13 protein-coding genes are annotated in these 19,585 nt (G+C 32.5%); 3 read left to right on the top strand and 10 right to left on the bottom strand.

Annotated elements, in window-relative coordinates:
• Positions 1-210: 210 nt before the first annotated feature.
• The 8 genes from ACYU7A_RS07970 to recR form a co-directional block, all read right to left on the bottom strand.
• Entirely contained in the window at positions 211-6,048 is a 5,838-nt protein-coding gene (locus ACYU7A_RS07970; RefSeq protein WP_460575557.1) for an Ig-like domain-containing protein, read from the bottom strand.
• A 351-nt stretch (positions 6,049-6,399) separates the two neighbouring features.
• Positions 6,400-7,446 (bottom strand): dTDP-glucose 4,6-dehydratase, encoded by a 1,047-nt coding sequence (gene rfbB, locus ACYU7A_RS07965; RefSeq protein WP_460575555.1) that lies wholly within the window; start codon positions 7,444-7,446, stop codon positions 6,400-6,402.
• 1 nt (position 7,447) lies between these two features.
• The gene (locus ACYU7A_RS07960; RefSeq protein WP_460575553.1) at positions 7,448-8,725 is read right to left on the bottom strand and encodes a nucleotide sugar dehydrogenase; all 1,278 of its coding nucleotides are present in this window, start codon (positions 8,723-8,725) and stop codon (positions 7,448-7,450) included.
• A gap of 26 nt (positions 8,726-8,751) precedes the next feature.
• The gene (locus tag ACYU7A_RS07955; protein ID WP_460575551.1) at positions 8,752-10,143 is read right to left on the bottom strand and encodes a UDP-glucose 6-dehydrogenase; all 1,392 of its coding nucleotides are present in this window, start codon (positions 10,141-10,143) and stop codon (positions 8,752-8,754) included.
• A 6-nt stretch (positions 10,144-10,149) separates the two neighbouring features.
• On the bottom strand, positions 10,150-11,121 hold the full coding sequence (locus ACYU7A_RS07950) for an SDR family oxidoreductase (RefSeq protein ID WP_460575549.1): 972 nt from the start codon (positions 11,119-11,121) through the stop codon (positions 10,150-10,152).
• Positions 11,121-13,583, bottom strand: a complete 2,463-nt coding sequence (locus ACYU7A_RS07945) for an exopolysaccharide transport family protein (RefSeq protein ID WP_460575547.1) — start codon at positions 13,581-13,583, stop codon at positions 11,121-11,123. The genes ACYU7A_RS07950 and ACYU7A_RS07945 overlap by 1 nt, the downstream gene beginning before the upstream one ends.
• 11 nt (positions 13,584-13,594) lie before the next feature.
• On the bottom strand, positions 13,595-14,374 hold the full coding sequence (locus tag ACYU7A_RS07940) for a polysaccharide biosynthesis/export family protein (protein ID WP_460575545.1): 780 nt from the start codon (positions 14,372-14,374) through the stop codon (positions 13,595-13,597).
• A gap of 72 nt (positions 14,375-14,446) precedes the next feature.
• Positions 14,447-15,067 (bottom strand): recombination mediator RecR, encoded by a 621-nt coding sequence (gene recR, locus ACYU7A_RS07935; RefSeq protein ID WP_460575543.1) that lies wholly within the window; start codon positions 15,065-15,067, stop codon positions 14,447-14,449.
• A gap of 145 nt (positions 15,068-15,212) precedes the next feature.
• Here recR and ACYU7A_RS07930 point away from each other — a divergent pair, with 145 nt between their 5' ends.
• Both ACYU7A_RS07930 and ACYU7A_RS07925 read left to right on the top strand, forming a co-directional pair.
• Positions 15,213-16,709, top strand: coding sequence for a sodium:solute symporter (locus ACYU7A_RS07930; RefSeq protein WP_460575541.1), 1,497 nt, complete (start codon positions 15,213-15,215; stop codon positions 16,707-16,709).
• 2 nt (positions 16,710-16,711) lie between these two features.
• A complete protein-coding gene (locus ACYU7A_RS07925; protein WP_460575539.1) occupies positions 16,712-17,356 on the top strand; it encodes an alpha/beta hydrolase in 645 nt (214 codons plus the stop codon).
• Between the two features lie 106 nt (positions 17,357-17,462).
• Here the strand turns inward: ACYU7A_RS07925 and ACYU7A_RS07920 are convergent, their stop codons facing one another.
• Positions 17,463-17,828 (bottom strand): CoA-binding protein, encoded by a 366-nt coding sequence (locus ACYU7A_RS07920; RefSeq protein ID WP_460575537.1) that lies wholly within the window; start codon positions 17,826-17,828, stop codon positions 17,463-17,465.
• A gap of 100 nt (positions 17,829-17,928) precedes the next feature.
• Here ACYU7A_RS07920 and ACYU7A_RS07915 point away from each other — a divergent pair, with 100 nt between their 5' ends.
• Complete coding sequence (locus tag ACYU7A_RS07915; protein WP_460575570.1) at positions 17,929-18,552, top strand: MarC family NAAT transporter; 624 nt, start codon at positions 17,929-17,931, stop codon at positions 18,550-18,552.
• A 77-nt stretch (positions 18,553-18,629) separates the two neighbouring features.
• Here the strand turns inward: ACYU7A_RS07915 and ctlX are convergent, their stop codons facing one another.
• On the bottom strand, positions 18,630-19,568 hold the full coding sequence (ctlX, locus tag ACYU7A_RS07910; RefSeq protein WP_460575535.1) for a citrulline utilization hydrolase CtlX: 939 nt from the start codon (positions 19,566-19,568) through the stop codon (positions 18,630-18,632).
• Positions 19,569-19,585: the final 17 nt, after the last annotated feature.

Genomic DNA, 19,585 nt, shown 5'->3' with positions numbered 1-19,585 from the left:
AATTTCTGAAGCAAAACTACAGCCGTACTTATGAGAATTAAAATATTCTCGATGAATAGCACCAAAACTCGTTAAATCTCAATTGCAAAGTAGTTTATCCATAAAATAGGTCTTTTGTCTATAAAAAACTAAACTAAAGTGCTGTATTACAAAGAAAAAAGCGCTATTAATCAAGTAATAGCGCTTTGTATTGGAGTAAAATTAACTTAATTAATTTACATATTTTTTTGTAATAGTAGTCCCTTCTATTGAAGTAATTTCAATAAGTAGCACTTGATTAGTTGAACCAACATTAAAAGAAGTTTTATTAGCATTAATAGCTTCTTTTTCAAGCAATAACCTTCCTCTGATATCAAATACTTTAATTGATTTCATAACCGTTTTACCTGCTTCAACATAAAGATCTTGATTCGGTTTATAAACTATAACATCATTAGCATTTAATGAAACCGAATTAATATTTAAAGCTTGGTTGCGATAAACCAGAACAAATCTTTCATTAAAAGTTCCTGCATCAGATCGGAAAACGTAGGAAGCTTGTTTCAAATCATGAATAATATCGAGTGCTTTGTCTTTTAAATAGATATTTTGATTAAGAAATAATCCATCAAAGTCGTATAAATTAATTGTAAAACTTCCTGTAGTTGCAGCATAAAATCCTAAAGGTACCTCATCAAAATCTGAAAATGGTAAAGAACGACCTTGTATTGACAAAGCAGTAGTAGAATTTGCCAAAGAATATAAAGCAACTGAATTCCCTACATTTAGATATTCACCATCATAACCTCTATCAATTCCCATTGTTGCATTGGTAGCATAGCCAACTAAGGTTTGTTTGTAACTACCTTGTTGATCTACAATATCTAACCAAACTCTATGTTTTTCTGAAGCCACTGTTTCTGATGTTGATGGATTCAATGGTGATTGCATTCTAAAAAACTGGTCATTGTTTCCAACAATTCTCATAGCGTTTGAGAAAGTTGCTGAACCATTAGACAGTGCTTTAATAAAGAATCCTTGTCCTGAAGCAATTTTTCCATTTGGAACTGATGAGTTTACACCAGTATTTGGTGCAGAACTAGTTCCTGTTCCTCCCAAGTAATTATAAATAGCATAATCATTAGAAGTATACTGATTTGCAGCAATTGGTGTATTGTGAGTCCAAAAATAAATAGTAGCATCTACTACTCCAACGTTCAGAGGATTTGATAAAAACAAATCTGCATTAACGGCACTAGGATATGGATTTCCTATTAAATTAAAATCACTTGCTGAAACTAAGACAGGACTTGTAACTATTCCATTGTTTGGCACTCCAACGAAGCTTCCGTTATAAACAGTTGTTGTAACAAGATTATAAGTAAGAGGAGCTCTTACTAGATATCCTTTACCTACAACCATACTAGAACCTGCCGCAACATTAGACCAATTAGCTATGGTTGGATTAAAAACAAAAAACTTATCGGTTGGTGTTAATGGAGAAAAAGTAGACAATACTTGATTAGCAATTGGAGAAGACCAATAAGTATAATCAAATCGTCTCATTGGCATTGCCGAACGTCTGTATGTAATATTACCTGTATTTATTGAAGCATCATTAACCTGAACTAAACTTGCATTATTATTAAAAATTAAAGAACCAGCGGCAACCACAACATCGTTAGTTACAACTAAAGAGTGATTTGCATTAAAGGTTACAACTCCTGAATTTATTCTAACAGAACAAGCAAATAAATCTCCTGTTGAAGTATAATTTCCTGTAAATATTGCGCGAGTTGTCGCATTTGGCGGACCATTACTCCAGGTAGCTCCATTCCAAGTAGTATTATAAAAGGCAACAAATACTACATTACTATATAATTGACTACAAGCACCACTTCTAACTACAGCTCTAAAATAACGAATAGTAGTAAAAACACCCATTTGCGCTGGTGTTAATACTGTTGTTGTGTTTGCAATATTAGTTACACCTGATGTAAATGCAGCATCATTGGCATATTCCCAACGTAAAATAGAGCCAACACTACCCGTTAGAACCAAATTGCTTGCTGGAACTCCAGTACAGATAGGCTGATCACTAGAAAGCACACCTGCAACTGTTGGTGGAGAAACTGTTAATGTATTCGTAACAACTCTCAAACATCCGTTAGAACCTGTCAAAGTTGCTGTATAGGTTATCGTATTGGTTGGTTTTGAATAAACAACACTTGCTGGTGTACCTGCAACATAAGGAATAGTTGCTGCTGCATCAGAATACAAATCTGTAATTGGTGTCCATGTTAAAGCAGCAGAAAGTGTTCCAGATACTCTTACATTATCTAATGCCCAACAATAACCCCAGTTTGACTCATAATTAAATCGGATTTTTAAATCTGGCATACCTAAATAAGCAACTAAATCAACAACCACATTTGAAAATGCTGATGGTCCACCTTGCAAAACGGTATAAGACGTTAAATTAGTCCAAGTAGCTCCGTTATTTGAAGTAATTTGCACTTCAAACTTATCAAAAGCGATGGCATTAATATAGTGAAAAAAACTAAGATTGGCAGAGGTAAATCCTGCTAAATTAAAAGAAGGAGATGTCAATGTTGTTCTAGTAACTGTACCAGCTGTACCACTTTGAGAATCGGAATTTGCTAAATAAAATTGTGAATTATCATTACTATTAAAAGTAACATTCCAACCAAAACCATTAATATAATTATATCCGCTTGGTCTTAATGTCCATTGCGAAGCATTAGTATTTCCTCCTGTTGAAGTATTAGTAACTACCCAATTATTTGTAGCTGCATTAAAATTTTCATTAATTAGAACAGCAGGGCTTGAAACACTAGTACTACCAAAAAGTGGCTGAATAGTTCCTTGACATATTGATGGATTTACAGGTAAAATAGATACTAATGGTGGCGCTTGGTTTACATTAATAGTTATAGAAGCTAAGTTTCCACAAAGGCTTCCAGATGTTTGATTGGCTAACAATAAATAAGTAGTTGTAACCGTAGGATTAAAGGTAAAACCTGAAACGACATTTCCAGAAACACCTGTAGCTGGAGACCACACTAAACTATCATAAGCTGCTGCTCCTATTACAGTTACAAGTGAAGTTGTTTCGTTTTCACAAATAGTTAGAGAAGTTGTACTTAAGCTTAAAGCTGGAGGCGCAGTAACTGTTGCTGCAACTGGTACTCTTGCCGATAAACATTCTGTTGTAAATTTCCAATTGTAAGCTCCTAAATTAAAATTACCATCAATACTATTTCCGTCGATACTAGCCACTGATGAAGTATATGGATAGGCTGCATTTGTAGTATTCATCCTCAATCCAGACGCCGGTAAAGTATCAAAATATAGATTATACATTCCAGGAATTAAAGTATAATTCATATTGATTTGTTGGAGCGTATTTCCTCCAGAAACTGTAGTTGTAAAAGTAAAACTTGCAAGGGTAATATTGGATGAATTTCTTATCACCAATTTACCAGTTTGACCAGATGCAATTGGAAAAATATCTACCGATTGTAAAGATGTATTTGAATTAACCGTAAAATTTACATAACCTTGATAATTTTGAAGTCCTTTGACTCCCAATTGCGTGGTTGGATTGGATGGTCCTAACTTTGCTATTGCACCAAAAGCTCTTGCTTCTGCATAATAGGTTGTTGTTGTACTTAATGCTGGAGTAGTAAATGTGTTACCAGAACCAACTTGAGCACCTCCAGATAAGGAGTCAAACCAACGAATAGCAGAACCAGTACTAGGATTAGCTACCAAACTTACGGTTCCATATCCACATCTTGTTACAGGAACAGTTGATACTACTAAAGGAGGTGAACACTCTGTATTAAAAGTTTCTTCCACAGACCAAATACTTTTATCGGAACTTGAACAATTACCTCTTAGCCAAACCCAATAACTTGTACTTGGGTTTAATCCAGTAAGATTTAATGTTGTAATTCCTGCACCAACTGACCCTGTAGCTGCGGTAGCTATGGTTGGTGGCGTTGCTGTAGTTGAAAGAAAATATTCATAACCCAATGCTGGTGGTGCTGTAGAAGGAACCCAATTAAGAGTGACAGTTGTAGCTGTAACAGCAGAAGAGACAACCTCAGTAGGTTCAATACAAGATGGCGATAAAGTTACACTAATATCATCAATGGCAATATAGGTCTGATTGGCTATACTATATCCTCTGTATCCTATATAAAAAACACCTGAACTAACTGGCGTAAAATCAATTTGAGTGGTTTCATAGAAACTATTATCAATTCCTGTCAATGTAGTTAATGTATTGGTCATACCTGCCACAGACTGGCTAGTACCATAATAAACAGCCAAATTCTCTGAATTAGAACTTGTATTTCCTGTATTATAACTAAATTTTAATCGGTAAGAAACGCCAGCTGTTAAATTCAAACCTGGCAGAAAAAACCAATCGTTCATATCACTTGTTACATTCTTATCGATTTGAAAAGAACGAGGTGCTGAAGCAAAATTAACCGTTTGAGTTCTCCATTGATTAGCATCTGCATTAATGTTCAATACAGAAAAACAAGTTGGAGCCGATCCAACTGGAGTAGAATCAAAATTTTGAACATAAGGAATAGTATAAAAACCGCATGTTGTAGCAACCGTTATGGTATTGCTATTAACAATACATCCAGGTCCCAAAGCTCTTACTCTGTAATAATAGGTTGTAAATGGCAACAAACCAGATATATTAAGTGAGGTTGTTGCTGAACTCAAAAGTAAATTATTATAACCTGGTAGAAATGTTGCAAAAGTATTGCTAGTTGACACATCAATAGCATATCCTGTGGCACCACCTACAGCTGACCAATTTGCGGTAAAATCATTTCCTCCTACTGCTGTTGCAGCCGAAGCTGTTGTAGACTGAAAACAGGTTGTTGCTGAACCAAAAAGTGGATTTGTCAAATTATAAAATGGTCCGCCAGCACATTTTTCATTATAAGAAATAACCCAATAATAATAAGTTGTCCCTGAAGTTAATCCTGTTTGATTGAACGTTAACAAATTAGAATTAGCAACCACTCTATAAACTGGAGTTGTTCCATAATTAAATCCTACAGAATATATATTTCTATTAATGAAAGTTGCTGCAGTTGGTGGTGTATTTACTGTACTTCTAACAATTAAATATTTAGAAGGTGCTGGTGATGCAGCAGTAAAAGTATTACCTACAAAAGAGTTGCTTGTAATACTTGTTCCTCCAATAACTAAATCTGTTGGTTGACTTGGTGGAGTTACACAAGGTGGACCAGGCACATACAAATACTGAAATCCAAAAGGAGGATAAGCCGATGAATTGGTAATAAGTGTATGTGTATTCACCGTCCCATTTATCGTCGCGCCAGTTACATCCCAAAGCTGATTACTTCCTTGAAAACGATTAAAAACATTTCCTTGTGCAATATCATTATTTTGTCCTCTCAAACCTACTTGGACATTTACCGTTAAAGCAGAAAGAGATGTATCACAATTACCATACAATATAAGTATTTCATTAGAAGTTTCTGACAAGCGAATTTGAAAATCAAAATCTCCTACAGCTGTCTTTCTATTGGCATTTGTCCATTGAACAACAAAAGTTCTATTGGGCGCAGTTCCTTCAGTTGCATAAACTATATTTGCAGGATTTGTCACGCTTGAAATTAAATCGGTACCTAAAGCACAAACAACACCTCCACTAGTTGCTCCATTATACGGTGTATTATCTGACAAAGGCACATAATTACCTGCAGCTGGTGCAACTACTCCAAAAGTAATAAAACCATTAGGGCTAATATAACATTGAGTAAAATTGTTGCTATCATAAGCAAAAGTAAAACCCAATGGTACTTGAACTGCCGCTTGATTATCCCATGGTGCTACGAAAGCATTTGTTGTAGCTCCAGACAATGGAACATACCCACTAATTGACTGAGTAAGAGTATAAGCATTTACCTGAGCTTGAGTTTTGTTTATTCCTAACAGAACCATCAAAACGGCAAGGAGAGTAATAAATGTAGTTTTTTTTCTATGCAACATCAGTGTTTATGTGACTTTTTATATTATTTGCTCAACTTTTTTTTTAAAGCTAACTATTTGACTATAAATATAATTAGATATTTTAATCGACTAAAATAGTACATTTTATTTCACTGAAAATACAACAACGTAAGTATTCGATAATAAGCAATTATAATCGACGAAATGCACATAATAATAAATTCATTTTTAAAAAAATAAATTTACAAAGCCTACAACTGCATTTAAAATTGTTGGCACCTATGAAGCATCAGTATTCTTTCTGATACTATTTGAAGATAATCTTTTTATTATTTAAAGGTAATATAAAATTCAAAAGAAGAGTTTTAAAACAATCATAGTAAAGAAGTCCTATTCGTATTGTTTGTCGTAATACTTTTGATATTCTCCAGAAGTAACATTTTTCAACCAAGTTTCATTAGCCAAATACCAATCGATAGTTCGTTGTAATCCTTGTTCGAAAGTTACTGATGGTTTCCATCCCAATTCCTTATTGATTTTGGTAGCGTCAATTGCATAGCGCAAATCGTGTCCTGGTCTATCTTTTACATAAGTAATCAATTGTTCAGAAGTTCCTTCAGGACGACCTAATTTAGAATCCATTTGAACGCATAATAATTTTACTAAATCGATATTTTGCCATTCGTTAAAACCACCAATATTATAGGTCTCATGATTTTTTCCTTCGTGAAATACTAAATCAATAGCAACTGCATGGTCTTCTACAAACAACCAATCGCGAGTATATTTTCCGTCTCCATAAACCGGAAGTGATTTGTTATTGATAATATTATTTATAAAAAGCGGAATTAATTTCTCTGGAAAATGATAAGGTCCGTAATTATTGGAACAATTTGTAATTACGTAAGGCAATCCATAAGTTTCTCCATAAGCTCTAACAAAGTGGTCTGAACTTGCTTTAGATGCAGAATAAGGAGAATTTGGATCGTAACTTGTTGTTTCAGTAAATAATCCTTCAGCACCTAACGAACCATAAACCTCATCGGTTGAAATATGATAGAATCGCTTACCATCAAAGTTGTCTTTCCAAATGGTTTTAGCTGCATTTAAAAGATTCATTGTCCCTATGACGTTTGTCTTTACAAAACTCAAAGGATCTGTAATAGAACGATCAACATGTGACTCAGCTGCCAAATGTAACACACCATCAAATTGATGCTCTGCAAACAAAGCATTGATAAAATCAGCATCTACTATATCGCCTTTTACAAAAGTGTAATTGGGAGAATTTTCTATATCAGCAATGTTTTCAAGATTACCAGCATAAGTTAACGCATCTAGATTATAGATGTGATAATTAGGATATTTATTAACAAATCGTCTTACGACATGAGAACCTATAAATCCTGCTCCGCCTGTGATTACTATTTTTTTCATATTATAATTTACCATCTATTGAACATTTTAAAACTCCTTTTACATCATAAACAACAGAGTTTGGGTTTTTAAATTGTTCCAAATCTATATTTAAAAATTCATTATGAGCAACACCTAAAACTATGGTATCATATTTATCAGTAGGCAATGTTTCAGTTGTTTCTAATCCATATTCATGTTTTACTTCACTTGGATTAGCCCATGGATCGTATATTGATACGGTTATTCCATAATCTTGTAATGATTTGATGACATCTACTATTTTAGTGTTTCTTACGTCAGGGCAATTTTCTTTAAAAGTAATTCCCAGCATCAATAACTTAGAGTGATTTACTGGAATACGCTTTTTAATCATCAACTTCACAATTCGAGAAGCTACATATTCTCCCATACTATCATTAAGACGTCTTCCAGCCAAAATTATTTCAGGATGATAACCTGCTTCTTGCGCTTTTTGGGCTAAATAATAAGGATCAACACCAATACAATGACCTCCAACTAAACCAGGTTTAAAATTCAAGAAATTCCATTTTGTACCTGCTGCTTCAAGAACAGCTTGAGTATCAATATCAAGAATATTAAAAATTTTAGCCAACTCATTTACAAAAGCAATGTTGATGTCTCTTTGAGAGTTCTCGATTACCTTGGCCGCTTCAGCAACTTTTATTGAAGGAGCTAAATGTGTTCCTGCAGTAATAACCGATTTATAAATTTCGTTAACTTTTATACCTATTTCTGGAGTTGAACCAGCGGTAATTTTCAATATCTTATCAACGGTATGTTCTTTATCTCCTGGATTAATTCGTTCTGGAGAATAGCCTGCGTAGAAATCTTCATTAAATTTTAATCCACTTATGCGTTCTAAAACAGGAACACATTCTTCTTCTGTAAGTCCAGGATAAACTGTAGATTCATAAATAACAATATCTCCTTGTTTAAGAACTTTACCAACTGTTTCGCTTGATTTATATAAAGGAGTTAAATCAGGTCGATTGTTTTTATCAACTGGAGTTGGAACGGTAATTATGTAGTAATTACAATCTTTAATATCTTCTAATTGAGTAGTACAAAACAAACCTACTTTACTCAATGGTTTTTCAATAAGTACAGATTGCAACAATTCTTTTTCAACCTCAAGAGTAAAATCATTTCCTTTATTAAGTTCTGATACTCTATTTTGATTAATATCAAATCCTACGACAGGGTATTTGGTCGCAAACAATCTAGCCAGCGGTAATCCAACATATCCTAAACCTATTATACCTATTTTTATATCCATTTAAAAGTGGTTTAAACAATTAAAATTTACGAACCAATTTCTTGATAAATAAAACCTATCTCTTTAATTTTATTTGCATCTAATAAATTTCTACCATCAAAAACAAAAGCTGGTTTTTGCATACTATCGTAGATTTTTTGCCAATCATAAGTTTTGAATTCATCCCATTCTGTCAATACCGCGATAGCATGAGAATTGGCACAAGCTTCATATACATCTTTGAAAGACGTTACATGCTTTCTATTTTGCTCGTCAGTTCGTGTCTCAAGATAATTCAAATCGGAAATTACTTGTTTATAATCAACTTTAGGATCATAAACAGCAATTTTTGCTTGCTCATTAATCAAATCGTCTGCAACATAAATAGCTGCTGATTCACGAGTATCATTGGTGTCTTTCTTAAATGCCCATCCTAAAAATGCAATCTTTTTATCGGCAATAGTATTGTATAAAGTACTTACAATATTTTTAGAAAATCTTCTTTTTTGGTGATCGTTCATGATAATAACTTGTTCCCAATAATCGGCAACTTCATTCAATCCGAAAGATTTAGAAATATAAACCAAATTTAAAATATCTTTTTGAAAACAAGAACCTCCAAATCCTACAGAAGCTTTTAAGAATTTTGGTCCAATTCTACTATCCATTCCAATAGCTTTGGACACTTCATTTACGTTAGCACCTGTTTTTTCACAAAGCTCAGACATCGCATTTATAGATGAAACTCGTTGTGCTAAAAAAGCATTAGCTGTTAATTTAGACAACTCTGAAGACCAAACATTAGTAGTTAAAATTCTTTCTTTAGGAACCCAATTAGCGTAAACTTCAACTAAAGATTGAATAGCTCTTTGACCATCTTCTGTTGTGTCGCCACCAATAAGTACACGGTCTGGACTTAATAAATCTTCAACTGCTGTTCCCTCTGCCAAAAATTCTGGATTGGATAATATTTGAAATTGCACTCCATTACCTGTATTATCTAAAATACTTTTAATAGCCTCAGCAGTTCTTACTGGTAAAGTTGATTTTTCAACTACAATTTTATCAGTTTTTGAAACTCTTGCAATTTGTCTTGCGCAAAGTTCAATATACTTTAAATCGGCCGCCATACCTTTGCCAGAACCATAAGTTTTGGTAGGTGTATTTACTGAGATAAATATAATTTGAGCTTCATCAATTGCTTTATCAACTTCTGTTGAGAAGAAAAGATTTTTTCCTCTTGAGTGCGCAACTATTTCACCAAGACCTGGTTCATAAACCGGAATATTGTCTACATTTTCATCATTCCATCTTGCAATACGCTCTTCATTTAAATCAACTACGGTGACTTTAATATGTGGGCATTTTTGTGCTATAACTGCCATTGTTGGTCCACCAACATAACCTGCTCCTATGCAGCAAATATTTGTTATTTTCATTCTATTTTATTTTAAATTTTCCCAATACCATTCCACTGCTTCTTGTAATCCCAATGAAAAGGAATATTTTGGATTATAATTTAGTAATCGTTTCGCTTTTTCTATACTAGCCAAAGAGTGTGGTATATCTCCTACTCTATTAGCACCATAAATAATTGATACTTCTGCTATTGACTTATCATGTTTAGATAAATTTTCTTTCAATAAATTAACCATCTCATTAAGAGTTACTCTATCACCAAATGCTGTATTATAAACAGTATTAAGTGCCTCTTTATTTTGTGTTGTCATTGCCAACTCATTCATTTGAATCACATTATCAATGTAAGTGAAATCTCTAGAATAGGTTCCATCACCATTAATCACTGGACTTTCATGACGCATAAATTGCATAACAAATTTTGGAATAACCGCAGCATAAGCTCCATTAGGATCTTGACGCCTCCCAAAAACATTAAAATACCTCAATCCTATTGTTTCTATCCCATAGGTTTTACTAAACACGTCAGCATACAATTCATTTACATATTTAGTAATTGCATAAGGTGAAAGCGGTTTTCCAATTACCTCTTCTATCTTAGGCAAAGTCTCTGAATCTCCATATGTTGAAGAACTTGCTGCATAAACAAATCTCTTAACTCCATTATCACGAGAAGCTACTAACATATTTAAAAAACCAGTAACATTAACTTCATTACTTGTTATAGGATCTTGTATAGATCTTGGCACAGAACCCAAAGCCGCTTGATGAAGAACAAAATCTTTTTCTTTAGTAGCTTTTAAACAGGTTTCTAGATTTCTTATATCACCTTCAATTAATTCAAATCGTTCATTAGATAACAAATGGTCAATATTATGTCTGTGTCCAGTTGCAAAATTATCCAAACAAGTTACATAGTATCCCTGAGATATAAAATAGTCACAAAGATTAGAACCAATAAATCCGGCTCCTCCAGTAATTAGAATGGCGCTACTCATTAGCTTTTATTTTTCTTTATTATCCTTCTATAATATTTCCAAAGGATGTTTTTTGGTTCTTCCTCTTCATGGTAGCCATTTGAATAAGCTCCATATCCGTATCCATATCCATATCCATAACCCGCACCGTACTTAGCTTTATTCTCATAACCATTCAAGACAATACTAACATTATTTAATTCACCTCTTGACACTCTATTATTCAATAGATTAATCATATCTTTTTTGGTAAAATTCTGTCTCATTACATATAAAGTAACATCTGCATAAGTTGCTAACTCAACTGCGTCAGTAACTAAACCTACAGGAGGTGTATCTAAAATAATATAATCGTACTTATTTTTCAATTCCTCCATTAGCTTTTTCATGGTATCTCCCATAATTAATTCTGAAGGATTGGGAGGTATTGGTCCTGATGAAATGAAATCTAAATAAGGTATTCTAGTTTTTTTAGTTACTTCTTCAAGGGTGTTTTGTTCAATTAAATAATTCACTACACCAATATCATTTTTCACATTAAAATCATCGAAAATCTTTGGCTTTCTTAAATCTAGACCTACAATCACTGTTTTCTTTTCACTCATTGCAAAAACAGTAGCTATATTAATGGAACAAAATGTTTTTCCTTCTCCACTGACTGAAGAAGTTAACATCAAGGTCTTGGAACCTGATACTTTTTGCTTTTTATACAAAAATTGTAATGAAGATCGAATTGCTCTAAAAGACTCCGATAATGCTGATTTTGGTTTGTCAAAAACTGCCAAATTAGAATCCGAATGTTTTACTCCAACAACTCCTATTAATGGAATTGAAGTACTACTTGAAATATCGTCTGTATTTTGTACTGAATTATTAATAAAAAATATTAAAAACACGATAATTAAAGGAATCAATAAACCCAAGAAAATTGCTATAACATAGTTAACTCCGGTTCTTGGCCCAATCAATCCACCCCCAATATCCTTTGGAGGATCAATAAACTGAATATCCGATAAATTTGCAGCTTTAACAATTTGAGCTTCACTTCTCTTTTGAAGATAGGTTTGATAAATTTCATTACTCAAATCATATTTTCTCATGATTTTAAGATATTCTTGCTTGTCTTCAGGAAGTGTAGTTAACTTACTTTCCGCAACTGATATTTTACCTCGAACTTGAGAAGATTCAAATTGAATTGCGGATTTTGCTGCAATTATATTTTCTAATAAAACTCTTTTAACAGAAGAAATTTCACTATCAATCTTATTATACATCACCTGACTTTTTACATAATCACTCATTTCTGCTCTTTGAACAGACAAGTCAATTAATGCGGCTACATTTGTAATAATATTTGGATCATCAATACCCGCAACCGATGGTGCAGGCAACTTTGAATAATCTGTTGAACTTCTTAAATAATTACTTAAAGTATTATAGTAATTTAATTTTCTATTAACAGCATCGCTAGCCCTATCTAAATCTAAAATCTGAGCCTGAAAAGAGTTTCCTCCACTTTCAATTTCAGTAATATTTTTATTCCTACTAAAGTCTTTAAGATCAGCATTATTTTTTCTTAAATCACCTTCCATTGTTTGCAAGGTTGTATCGATAAATTTGATAGTATTTTCTGCAAATAAATTTTTACTATCCAGTTGCCTTTTAATTAAAACCTTAACCGTTTCATTTAAAAAATCAACTATTCTAGATTTATTTGTTCCATCTAAAGACAACTTAATTATCGATGGCGATTTGTCTTCAATTCCAATTTTAATATTTCTATAACGAGATACAATCTCATCAAGACTATTAAAAACTATAATATATTCTTTACCAACATAGTTTGTATCAGCGTTCACAATATTTAAAGTCCAATTTAAAAAAGGCAAAGTAACATTTTCTCCAACTTTAAATCTTTTTACAAAATCGCCACTTTTGGATGGTGCAGTATCAGCAATACTAGTTGAATAATTCATAACACTAACTGCATTCGACAAAGATTTTATAGAAACCTCATATTCATAAGACGAAATAAATTTTATATTGATTGGAGTTTTATAAATCTGATTTTTAGACTTATCAATTTTTACTAAAAAAGGAGTTTTACCGTAAACATCTGCTGTAAAATATTCTTGTTCTTGCAGATAATCAATGTAAAACTGAAGTTTATCAACTACAAATTCATTATGAGAACGTGATTTTATTGTTGTAGCAATATTTTGAACCTGATCTGATGCTCCACCCCAATTAAAAATCAAACTTGTATTAGAAGTAAAAAGAGGGTTATCTTGCTCTTTAATTGCAATTGTCGTATCTAAAGAATAGATTTTTTGCTTTCTAATATTAATTTGATGAGCTATTGTCAAACACACAATCAATCCTAATAAAAACCATTTCCAATAACTAGCTGTCTTGATTAAAAATCCTTTAAAATCAAAGCTATTTTGGTTCTCAAAAAAAGAAAAATCTTTTATATCTAACATTGACTCGAATATTAATTTTTAAGTAACAAAAAAGTTGTTGTAGCTAACGATAATATGGTAATAATCGTTCCTAAAGATTCTATTCCTGTCTTTCCTGTTCCCCAAGTTTTTTGTTTTAATGGCTTTACATAAACATAATCGTTTGGTTGCAAATAGTAACCTGGCAATTGAACTGCTCTACTATCGGTTAAATCTAAACTATATGTTTCAACTCCTTGCGGAAATTGTCTCATTACTTTTACATCTTTCCTGTCGCCAGTAATTGCAATATCTCCAGAATTAGCTATTGCCTCGAGAATATTCACTTTTTCTTGATACAAAATTTTTGTTCCAGGTATCCCAACTTCTCCATTAATGGTATAACGAAAACCTGCTAACTTTACATTCACAAAAATTCCAGCTTCTTTTTTAAAGTGATCTTCTAATAGTTTTTTTTCAATAATTTCTCTAACTTCTTCGATAGTTAATCCTAAAATATTGATTTCCCCAAGTACAGGAACTCTAATATTACCATGATCATTTATTGTATAACCATTAAAATAAAGTGATTCTACCGATTGCATTTGCTGATTAGTCGTACCATTAAAAATATCTACTAACCTTGGATCTAAAGCTTTAATATTTATACTGATTACGTCATTAACTTGTAAACGATAAGGTTTCGCATTAACAACATTGATAGTTGGAATAGGTGAATTATCTTTTTTCTGTAAATAAATCAAATCTTTTGTAGGTACACATGAGGTAAATACAATTCCAATAAAAAATATATAGAGTATTCTGTAGTTCATTATCAAAAATAATTTAGCAAACAAAGATAGTTTTTCAATTGTAAAAACAAAAAAGTTAGAAAAGAATATTGACTAATTATTTTTCAAAGAATTCTCAAACGGAACTCTTTGCAAAATACTTCTTCCTAAAGTGACCTCATCGGCATACTCTAATTCGTCGCCAACCGCTATTCCTCTTGCGATTGTAGAAGTTTTGACATTACACTCTTTTATTTGTTTAAAAATATAAAAATTGGTAGTGTCACCTTCCATTGTAGAGCTTAAAGCAAAAATTATTTCTTCAATCGCACCTAATTTTACTTTTTCAACTAACGAATTGATATTCAATTGACTTGGACCGACACCGTCAATTGGAGAAATTTTTCCGCCAAGGACATGATAAATTCCTTTGAATTGGTTCGTATTTTCTATCGCCATAACATCTCTAACGTCTTCAACAACACAAATTATTTTATGATTTCTTGAAGCATTCGAGCAAATTTCACAAACATCAATATCAGAAATATTGTGGCAATTTTTACAAAATTTAATCTCATCACGCATTGAAGTTAATGCTTGCGATAAAAAATGTGTTTGCTCACTCGGTTGTTTCAATAAATGCAATACCAATCGCAAGGCAGTTCGTTTACCAATTCCAGGTAATTGTGCCATTTCGTTGACCGCTTTTTCGAGAAGTTTTGATGAAAATTCCATTTGGCAAAAGTAACAAAATAGATTTTTAGATTATTAGATTTTTGGATTATTAGATTTGGATTTATTCTCAGTTCTTTCTTTTTTCTATTTTCTATTATCTTTCTTCTCAAATATTTCTATTTTAGCACAACCAAAAAAACTATTTATGTCTTCAGGAACAATTTTAGCGATTATCATTATCTATTTCGGAATTCTTATTCTTATTTCGAATCTTGTTAGCAAAAAAGACAGTAGTAACGATGCTTTTTTCAAGGCAAACAAAAACTCTAAATGGTATTTGGTAGCGTTTGGAATGATTGGAACTGCGCTTTCTGGCGTAACTTTTATTTCCGTTCCTGGTGAAGTCGGAAATCCTGATTTGCAGTTCAAATATTTTCAATTTGTTTTGGGAAATGCGATTGGTTTTATCATAATTGCAACAGTCTTGCTTCCACTATATTATCGCATGAATTTAACTTCGATTTATAGTTACATCGAGCAAAGATTAGGCGTTGTGAGTTATAAAACAGCTGCAACAATTTTCTTGATAAGTCGCACTATTGGTTCTGCTTTTCGACTGTATTTAGTAGTAATTGTGTTGCAACGTTTTGTTTTTGACGCTTACAATATTCCTTTTGCAGTAACGGTTTTAATTTCATTAGCATTAATTTTTGCTTATACGTATCGTGGCGGATTGAAAACGATTATTATAACCGATACTTTGCAAACCTTTTTCTTAGTTTCTTCGGTTTTCTTGACGATTATTTTTATCTGTAATAGTTTGGATTATAGTTTTACAGAAGCTTTTGAAGCAGTAAAAAACAGTAATTACTCTAAAGTTTTCTTTTATGAAGATTACTTGAAAGGTAACTTTGTTTTGAAACAAATTTTGGGCGGAATTTTTGTAACTATTGCCATGGTTGGATTAGATCAAGATTTAATGCAGAAGAATTTGAGTTGCAAAAACATTGGTGAAGCTCAAAAAAACATGTTCACGTTTACCGGAATTTTTGTGGTGATTAATATTTTCTTTTTGAGTGTTGGTGCTTTACTTTATTTATACGCTGAGAAAAACGGAATCGCTGTTCCGATGGTTGATGGTGTGAAACGCACTGATTTATTATTTCCTGAAATTGCTTTTAATCATTTGAATATAATTCCTGCAGTTGTGTTTTTGTTAGGATTGACTGCGGCAACTTTTGCTACAACCGATTCGGCTTTGACTGCTTTGACAACTTCTTTTTGTGTTGACTTTCTCGGAATGGATAAAGCTGAAAACCAAAATAAGCCAAATGTTGTTAGAACTAGACATTTGGTTCATGTTGGATTTTCGATTTTGATGTTTTTAGTGATTATAGTTTTTAATTCGTTGAATGACAAATCTGTGGTGACAATGATTTTTAAAGTTGCGAGTTATACTTATGGACCACTTTTAGGATTGTATGCTTTTGGTTTGTTTATGAAATCAAAAACGGTTCATGACAAGTTGGTTCCTTTTATTTGTGTGATTTCGCCTTTGGTTTGTTTTTTAATTGCAAAAAATTCAGCTGCTCTTTTTGGAGATTATGTAATCGATAACGAATTGATTATCGTTAACGGATTGATTACTTTTATTGGATTATTGATTATTAGCAAACCTGCTACTAGTCAGACTAAGTTTTAGGAATGGAAAATCTATATATTTTTAGTGGTCTTGGTGCTGATAAAAGAGTTTTTAAATATTTAGATTTTTCAAAATACAATGCGACTTTTATTGATTGGATTAATCCATTTGAGAATGAATCAATCGAAGATTACGCAAAAAGATTAACCAAACAAATTACTTCAGAAAAACCAATTTTAATAGGTTTATCTTTTGGCGGAATTATGGCTATAGAAGTTGGAAAAATTATAGAATCGGAGAAAATAATTTTAATTGCTTCCGCTAAAAGTAAAAATGAAATACCTTTTTATTATCGATTTGCAGGATTCTTAAATCTTCACAAATTTATTCCAACTAAATTAATGAAATCATCCAATTTTTTGAGTTTTTGGTTTTTCGGAATTAATAGTAAGGAAAATAAAAATCTGTTGACTGAAATTTTGAAAGATACAGATGAAACTTTTCTAAAATGGGCGATTGATAAAATTGTAAACTGGAAGAATGCTCATATCCACAAAAATCTAAAACACATTCATGGTACTGCAGATAGAATTTTACCTATTCAATTTGTAAAATCTGATGTAAAAATAGTTGATGGAGGACATTTTATGACTATTGACAGATTTGAAGAACTGAATTTTGTTTTGGAAAATTCAATCAAAAATTAAAATGGAAACCTCTCTAGCCCTGATTGCAGTGGCATCTCGTCTTTTCGGACGAGATAGAACGAAAAGCAGGAATTGCCATTACTGATAAAGCCCGAACCACTCGCTCCTAATATTGATTAGTTGTCAATAAAACCAAGGTACAAGCTTCTTCTACTTTGATGGAATTGGCTTTAAGTAATTGATAAAACTCTGGATTTTCGGTACCAGGATTGAAGACTACTCTTTTAGGTTTTGTTTCGATAATGTAATTGTAATAATCGCGCTGACGCAAAGGATTTAAATACAACGTTACTGTATCGATATTTGCTAGTGGAATATTTTTGGTTCTGATTGAAATTCCGGCAACTTCGCCTTGATTTTGTCCGATAGCTATAACCGAATGACCTTTATCAACTAACATTGTTATGGCTTTGAAAGCATATCTTTCGGGTTTGGTGGAAGCACCAAGAACAAGTGTTTTCTTATTTTTCATAATGCAAAATTACGGATAATTGTTTTTATTTTAACTTTATGCGTTACTTCTTTATTTATCTTTGTCGAAAATTTAAACTTTTCAAAAAATGGATGTTTTCTTGAATACTTTTTTTGTTTTGCTCGGCGCGCTGTTTTCGGTATTGAATCCGATTGGTGCGATTCCTTTTTTTGTGGGTTTGACTCAAGATTATAACAAAGCTGAACGTTCGCGAGTTTCCTTATTGGCAGCAATAAATGTTTGTATCATTTTGTTGATTTCCTTTTTTGTTGGTGAATATGTTTTGAGTTTTTTCGGAATTACGATTTCAGCACTTAGAATTGCTGGTGGAATTTTGATTGCAAGTTCTGGATTTGGTTTGCTAAATGCTAATCCGAAGAAGAGAAAAGGGATTAGCAAAGAAGTGGAAGAAGATTTGCAAAGTAGAACCTCTATTGCATTAACACCACTTGCTATGCCAATGTTGGCTGGACCAGGTTCGATTTCGTTATTAATAGCTTTTAATCAAGATCATAAAACTACTCCTGAAATTTTGTCTTCTACACTTTCAATTTTTGTGGTTTCTCTTCTAATATTTTTGGTATTGAGAAGTGCACATTATTTGGCCAAATATTTGGGAGCATCAGGAATTGTGGCGATTTCTAGAATTGTTGGTTTCTTAACTGTCGCGATTGGTATTCAATATATAATTAGTGCGGTTTTGAGTATTATTAGAGGAATTTGATTCAATTATAAATTAAAAATTACGAATTACGAGTTTTATTATTTTCGTAATCCGTAATTTCAAATTCGTAATTATTTTTATTTTCTAGGAAGAAAAACTTCTGCCATCATGCATCTTGCGCTTCCGCCACCGCATGCTTCTATGGTGTCTAAGCTTGAATGTAGAATTGTAATATGTTCTTCTAATTGTGCGATTTGTTTTTTTGTTAAAGCATTGTAAGCTGAAGAACTCATGATTAAGTACCTTCTTTCGTCTGCACCTTGCAATTCTAACATGTTTCCTGCGAAATTGTTCATTTGGTCTTCTGTAATTAGAACAATTTCTTTTTCGTCAGAACGAAGGCTGTCTAGAACCATTTTGCGTTCTTTTTTATCATCGATACAATCAGCACAAATTACGGCAAATGTATCTCCAATGCACATCATAACGTTTGTATGATAAATCAATTTTCTTTCGCCATTAACAGTTTGAAATGCTTCAAAAATTATTGGATTTAAGTCGAAATCTTCACAAAATTCGATGAATAATTCTTCATCTGCTCTTGGAGAAAGTGCGCAATATGCTTTTCCGTTTTCTCTGTCTAAAACAACACTTCCTGTTCCTTCAAGGTAAAATCCATCATCTTCAGCAGAAGTATAATCCATAATTCCGTCGTTGATTTCGTAACCTTTGGCTTCAAGAATATCTAAAATATCTTCACGTCTTTCGGCACGACGATTTTCGGCAAACATTGGATACAAAACTACATCACCATTTTCGTGAAAAGAAATCCAATTGTTTGGAAAAATACTGTCTGGCGTATCTGGATCTAAAGTATCGTCAACAACCGTAACATCGATTCCGACCATTCTTAATTTGTTTACGAATGTATCAAACTCTTGTTGCGCTTTTTCATTAACATTCGCAGGAGTTAATCCGTCAAGGACTTTTTGATAATAATTGTTTACCGCCGTTTGTTCGTTCATTCTAAACGCAACAGGACGAATCATCAGAATTGAATTTGTAGTTTGATTCATTTTTTGTTTGTTTAAAG

Source organism: Flavobacterium koreense, from assembly GCF_054776075.1.
The sequence above is the reverse complement of the archived record's forward strand: the minus strand, read 5'-3'. Positions and strand labels throughout refer to the sequence as shown.

Coding starts and splice junctions, on each gene's coding strand:
- rfbB (WP_460575555.1), bottom strand. CDS start 7,446: ATGAAAAAAATAGTAATCACAGGCGGAGCAGGATTTATAGGTTCTCAT.
- ACYU7A_RS07930 (WP_460575541.1), top strand. CDS start 15,213: ATGTCTTCAGGAACAATTTTAGCGATTATCATTATCTATTTCGGAATT.
- ACYU7A_RS07950 (WP_460575549.1), bottom strand. CDS start 11,121: ATGAGTAGCGCCATTCTAATTACTGGAGGAGCCGGATTTATTGGTTCT.
- ACYU7A_RS07940 (WP_460575545.1), bottom strand. CDS start 14,374: ATGAACTACAGAATACTCTATATATTTTTTATTGGAATTGTATTTACC.
- ACYU7A_RS07970 (WP_460575557.1), bottom strand. CDS start 6,048: ATGTTGCATAGAAAAAAAACTACATTTATTACTCTCCTTGCCGTTTTG.
- ACYU7A_RS07960 (WP_460575553.1), bottom strand. CDS start 8,725: ATGGATATAAAAATAGGTATAATAGGTTTAGGATATGTTGGATTACCG.
- ACYU7A_RS07920 (WP_460575537.1), bottom strand. CDS start 17,828: ATGAAAAATAAGAAAACACTTGTTCTTGGTGCTTCCACCAAACCCGAA.
- ACYU7A_RS07945 (WP_460575547.1), bottom strand. CDS start 13,583: ATGTTAGATATAAAAGATTTTTCTTTTTTTGAGAACCAAAATAGCTTT.
- ACYU7A_RS07925 (WP_460575539.1), top strand. CDS start 16,712: ATGGAAAATCTATATATTTTTAGTGGTCTTGGTGCTGATAAAAGAGTT.
- ctlX (WP_460575535.1), bottom strand. CDS start 19,568: ATGAATCAAACTACAAATTCAATTCTGATGATTCGTCCTGTTGCGTTT.
- recR (WP_460575543.1), bottom strand. CDS start 15,067: ATGGAATTTTCATCAAAACTTCTCGAAAAAGCGGTCAACGAAATGGCA.
- ACYU7A_RS07955 (WP_460575551.1), bottom strand. CDS start 10,143: ATGAAAATAACAAATATTTGCTGCATAGGAGCAGGTTATGTTGGTGGA.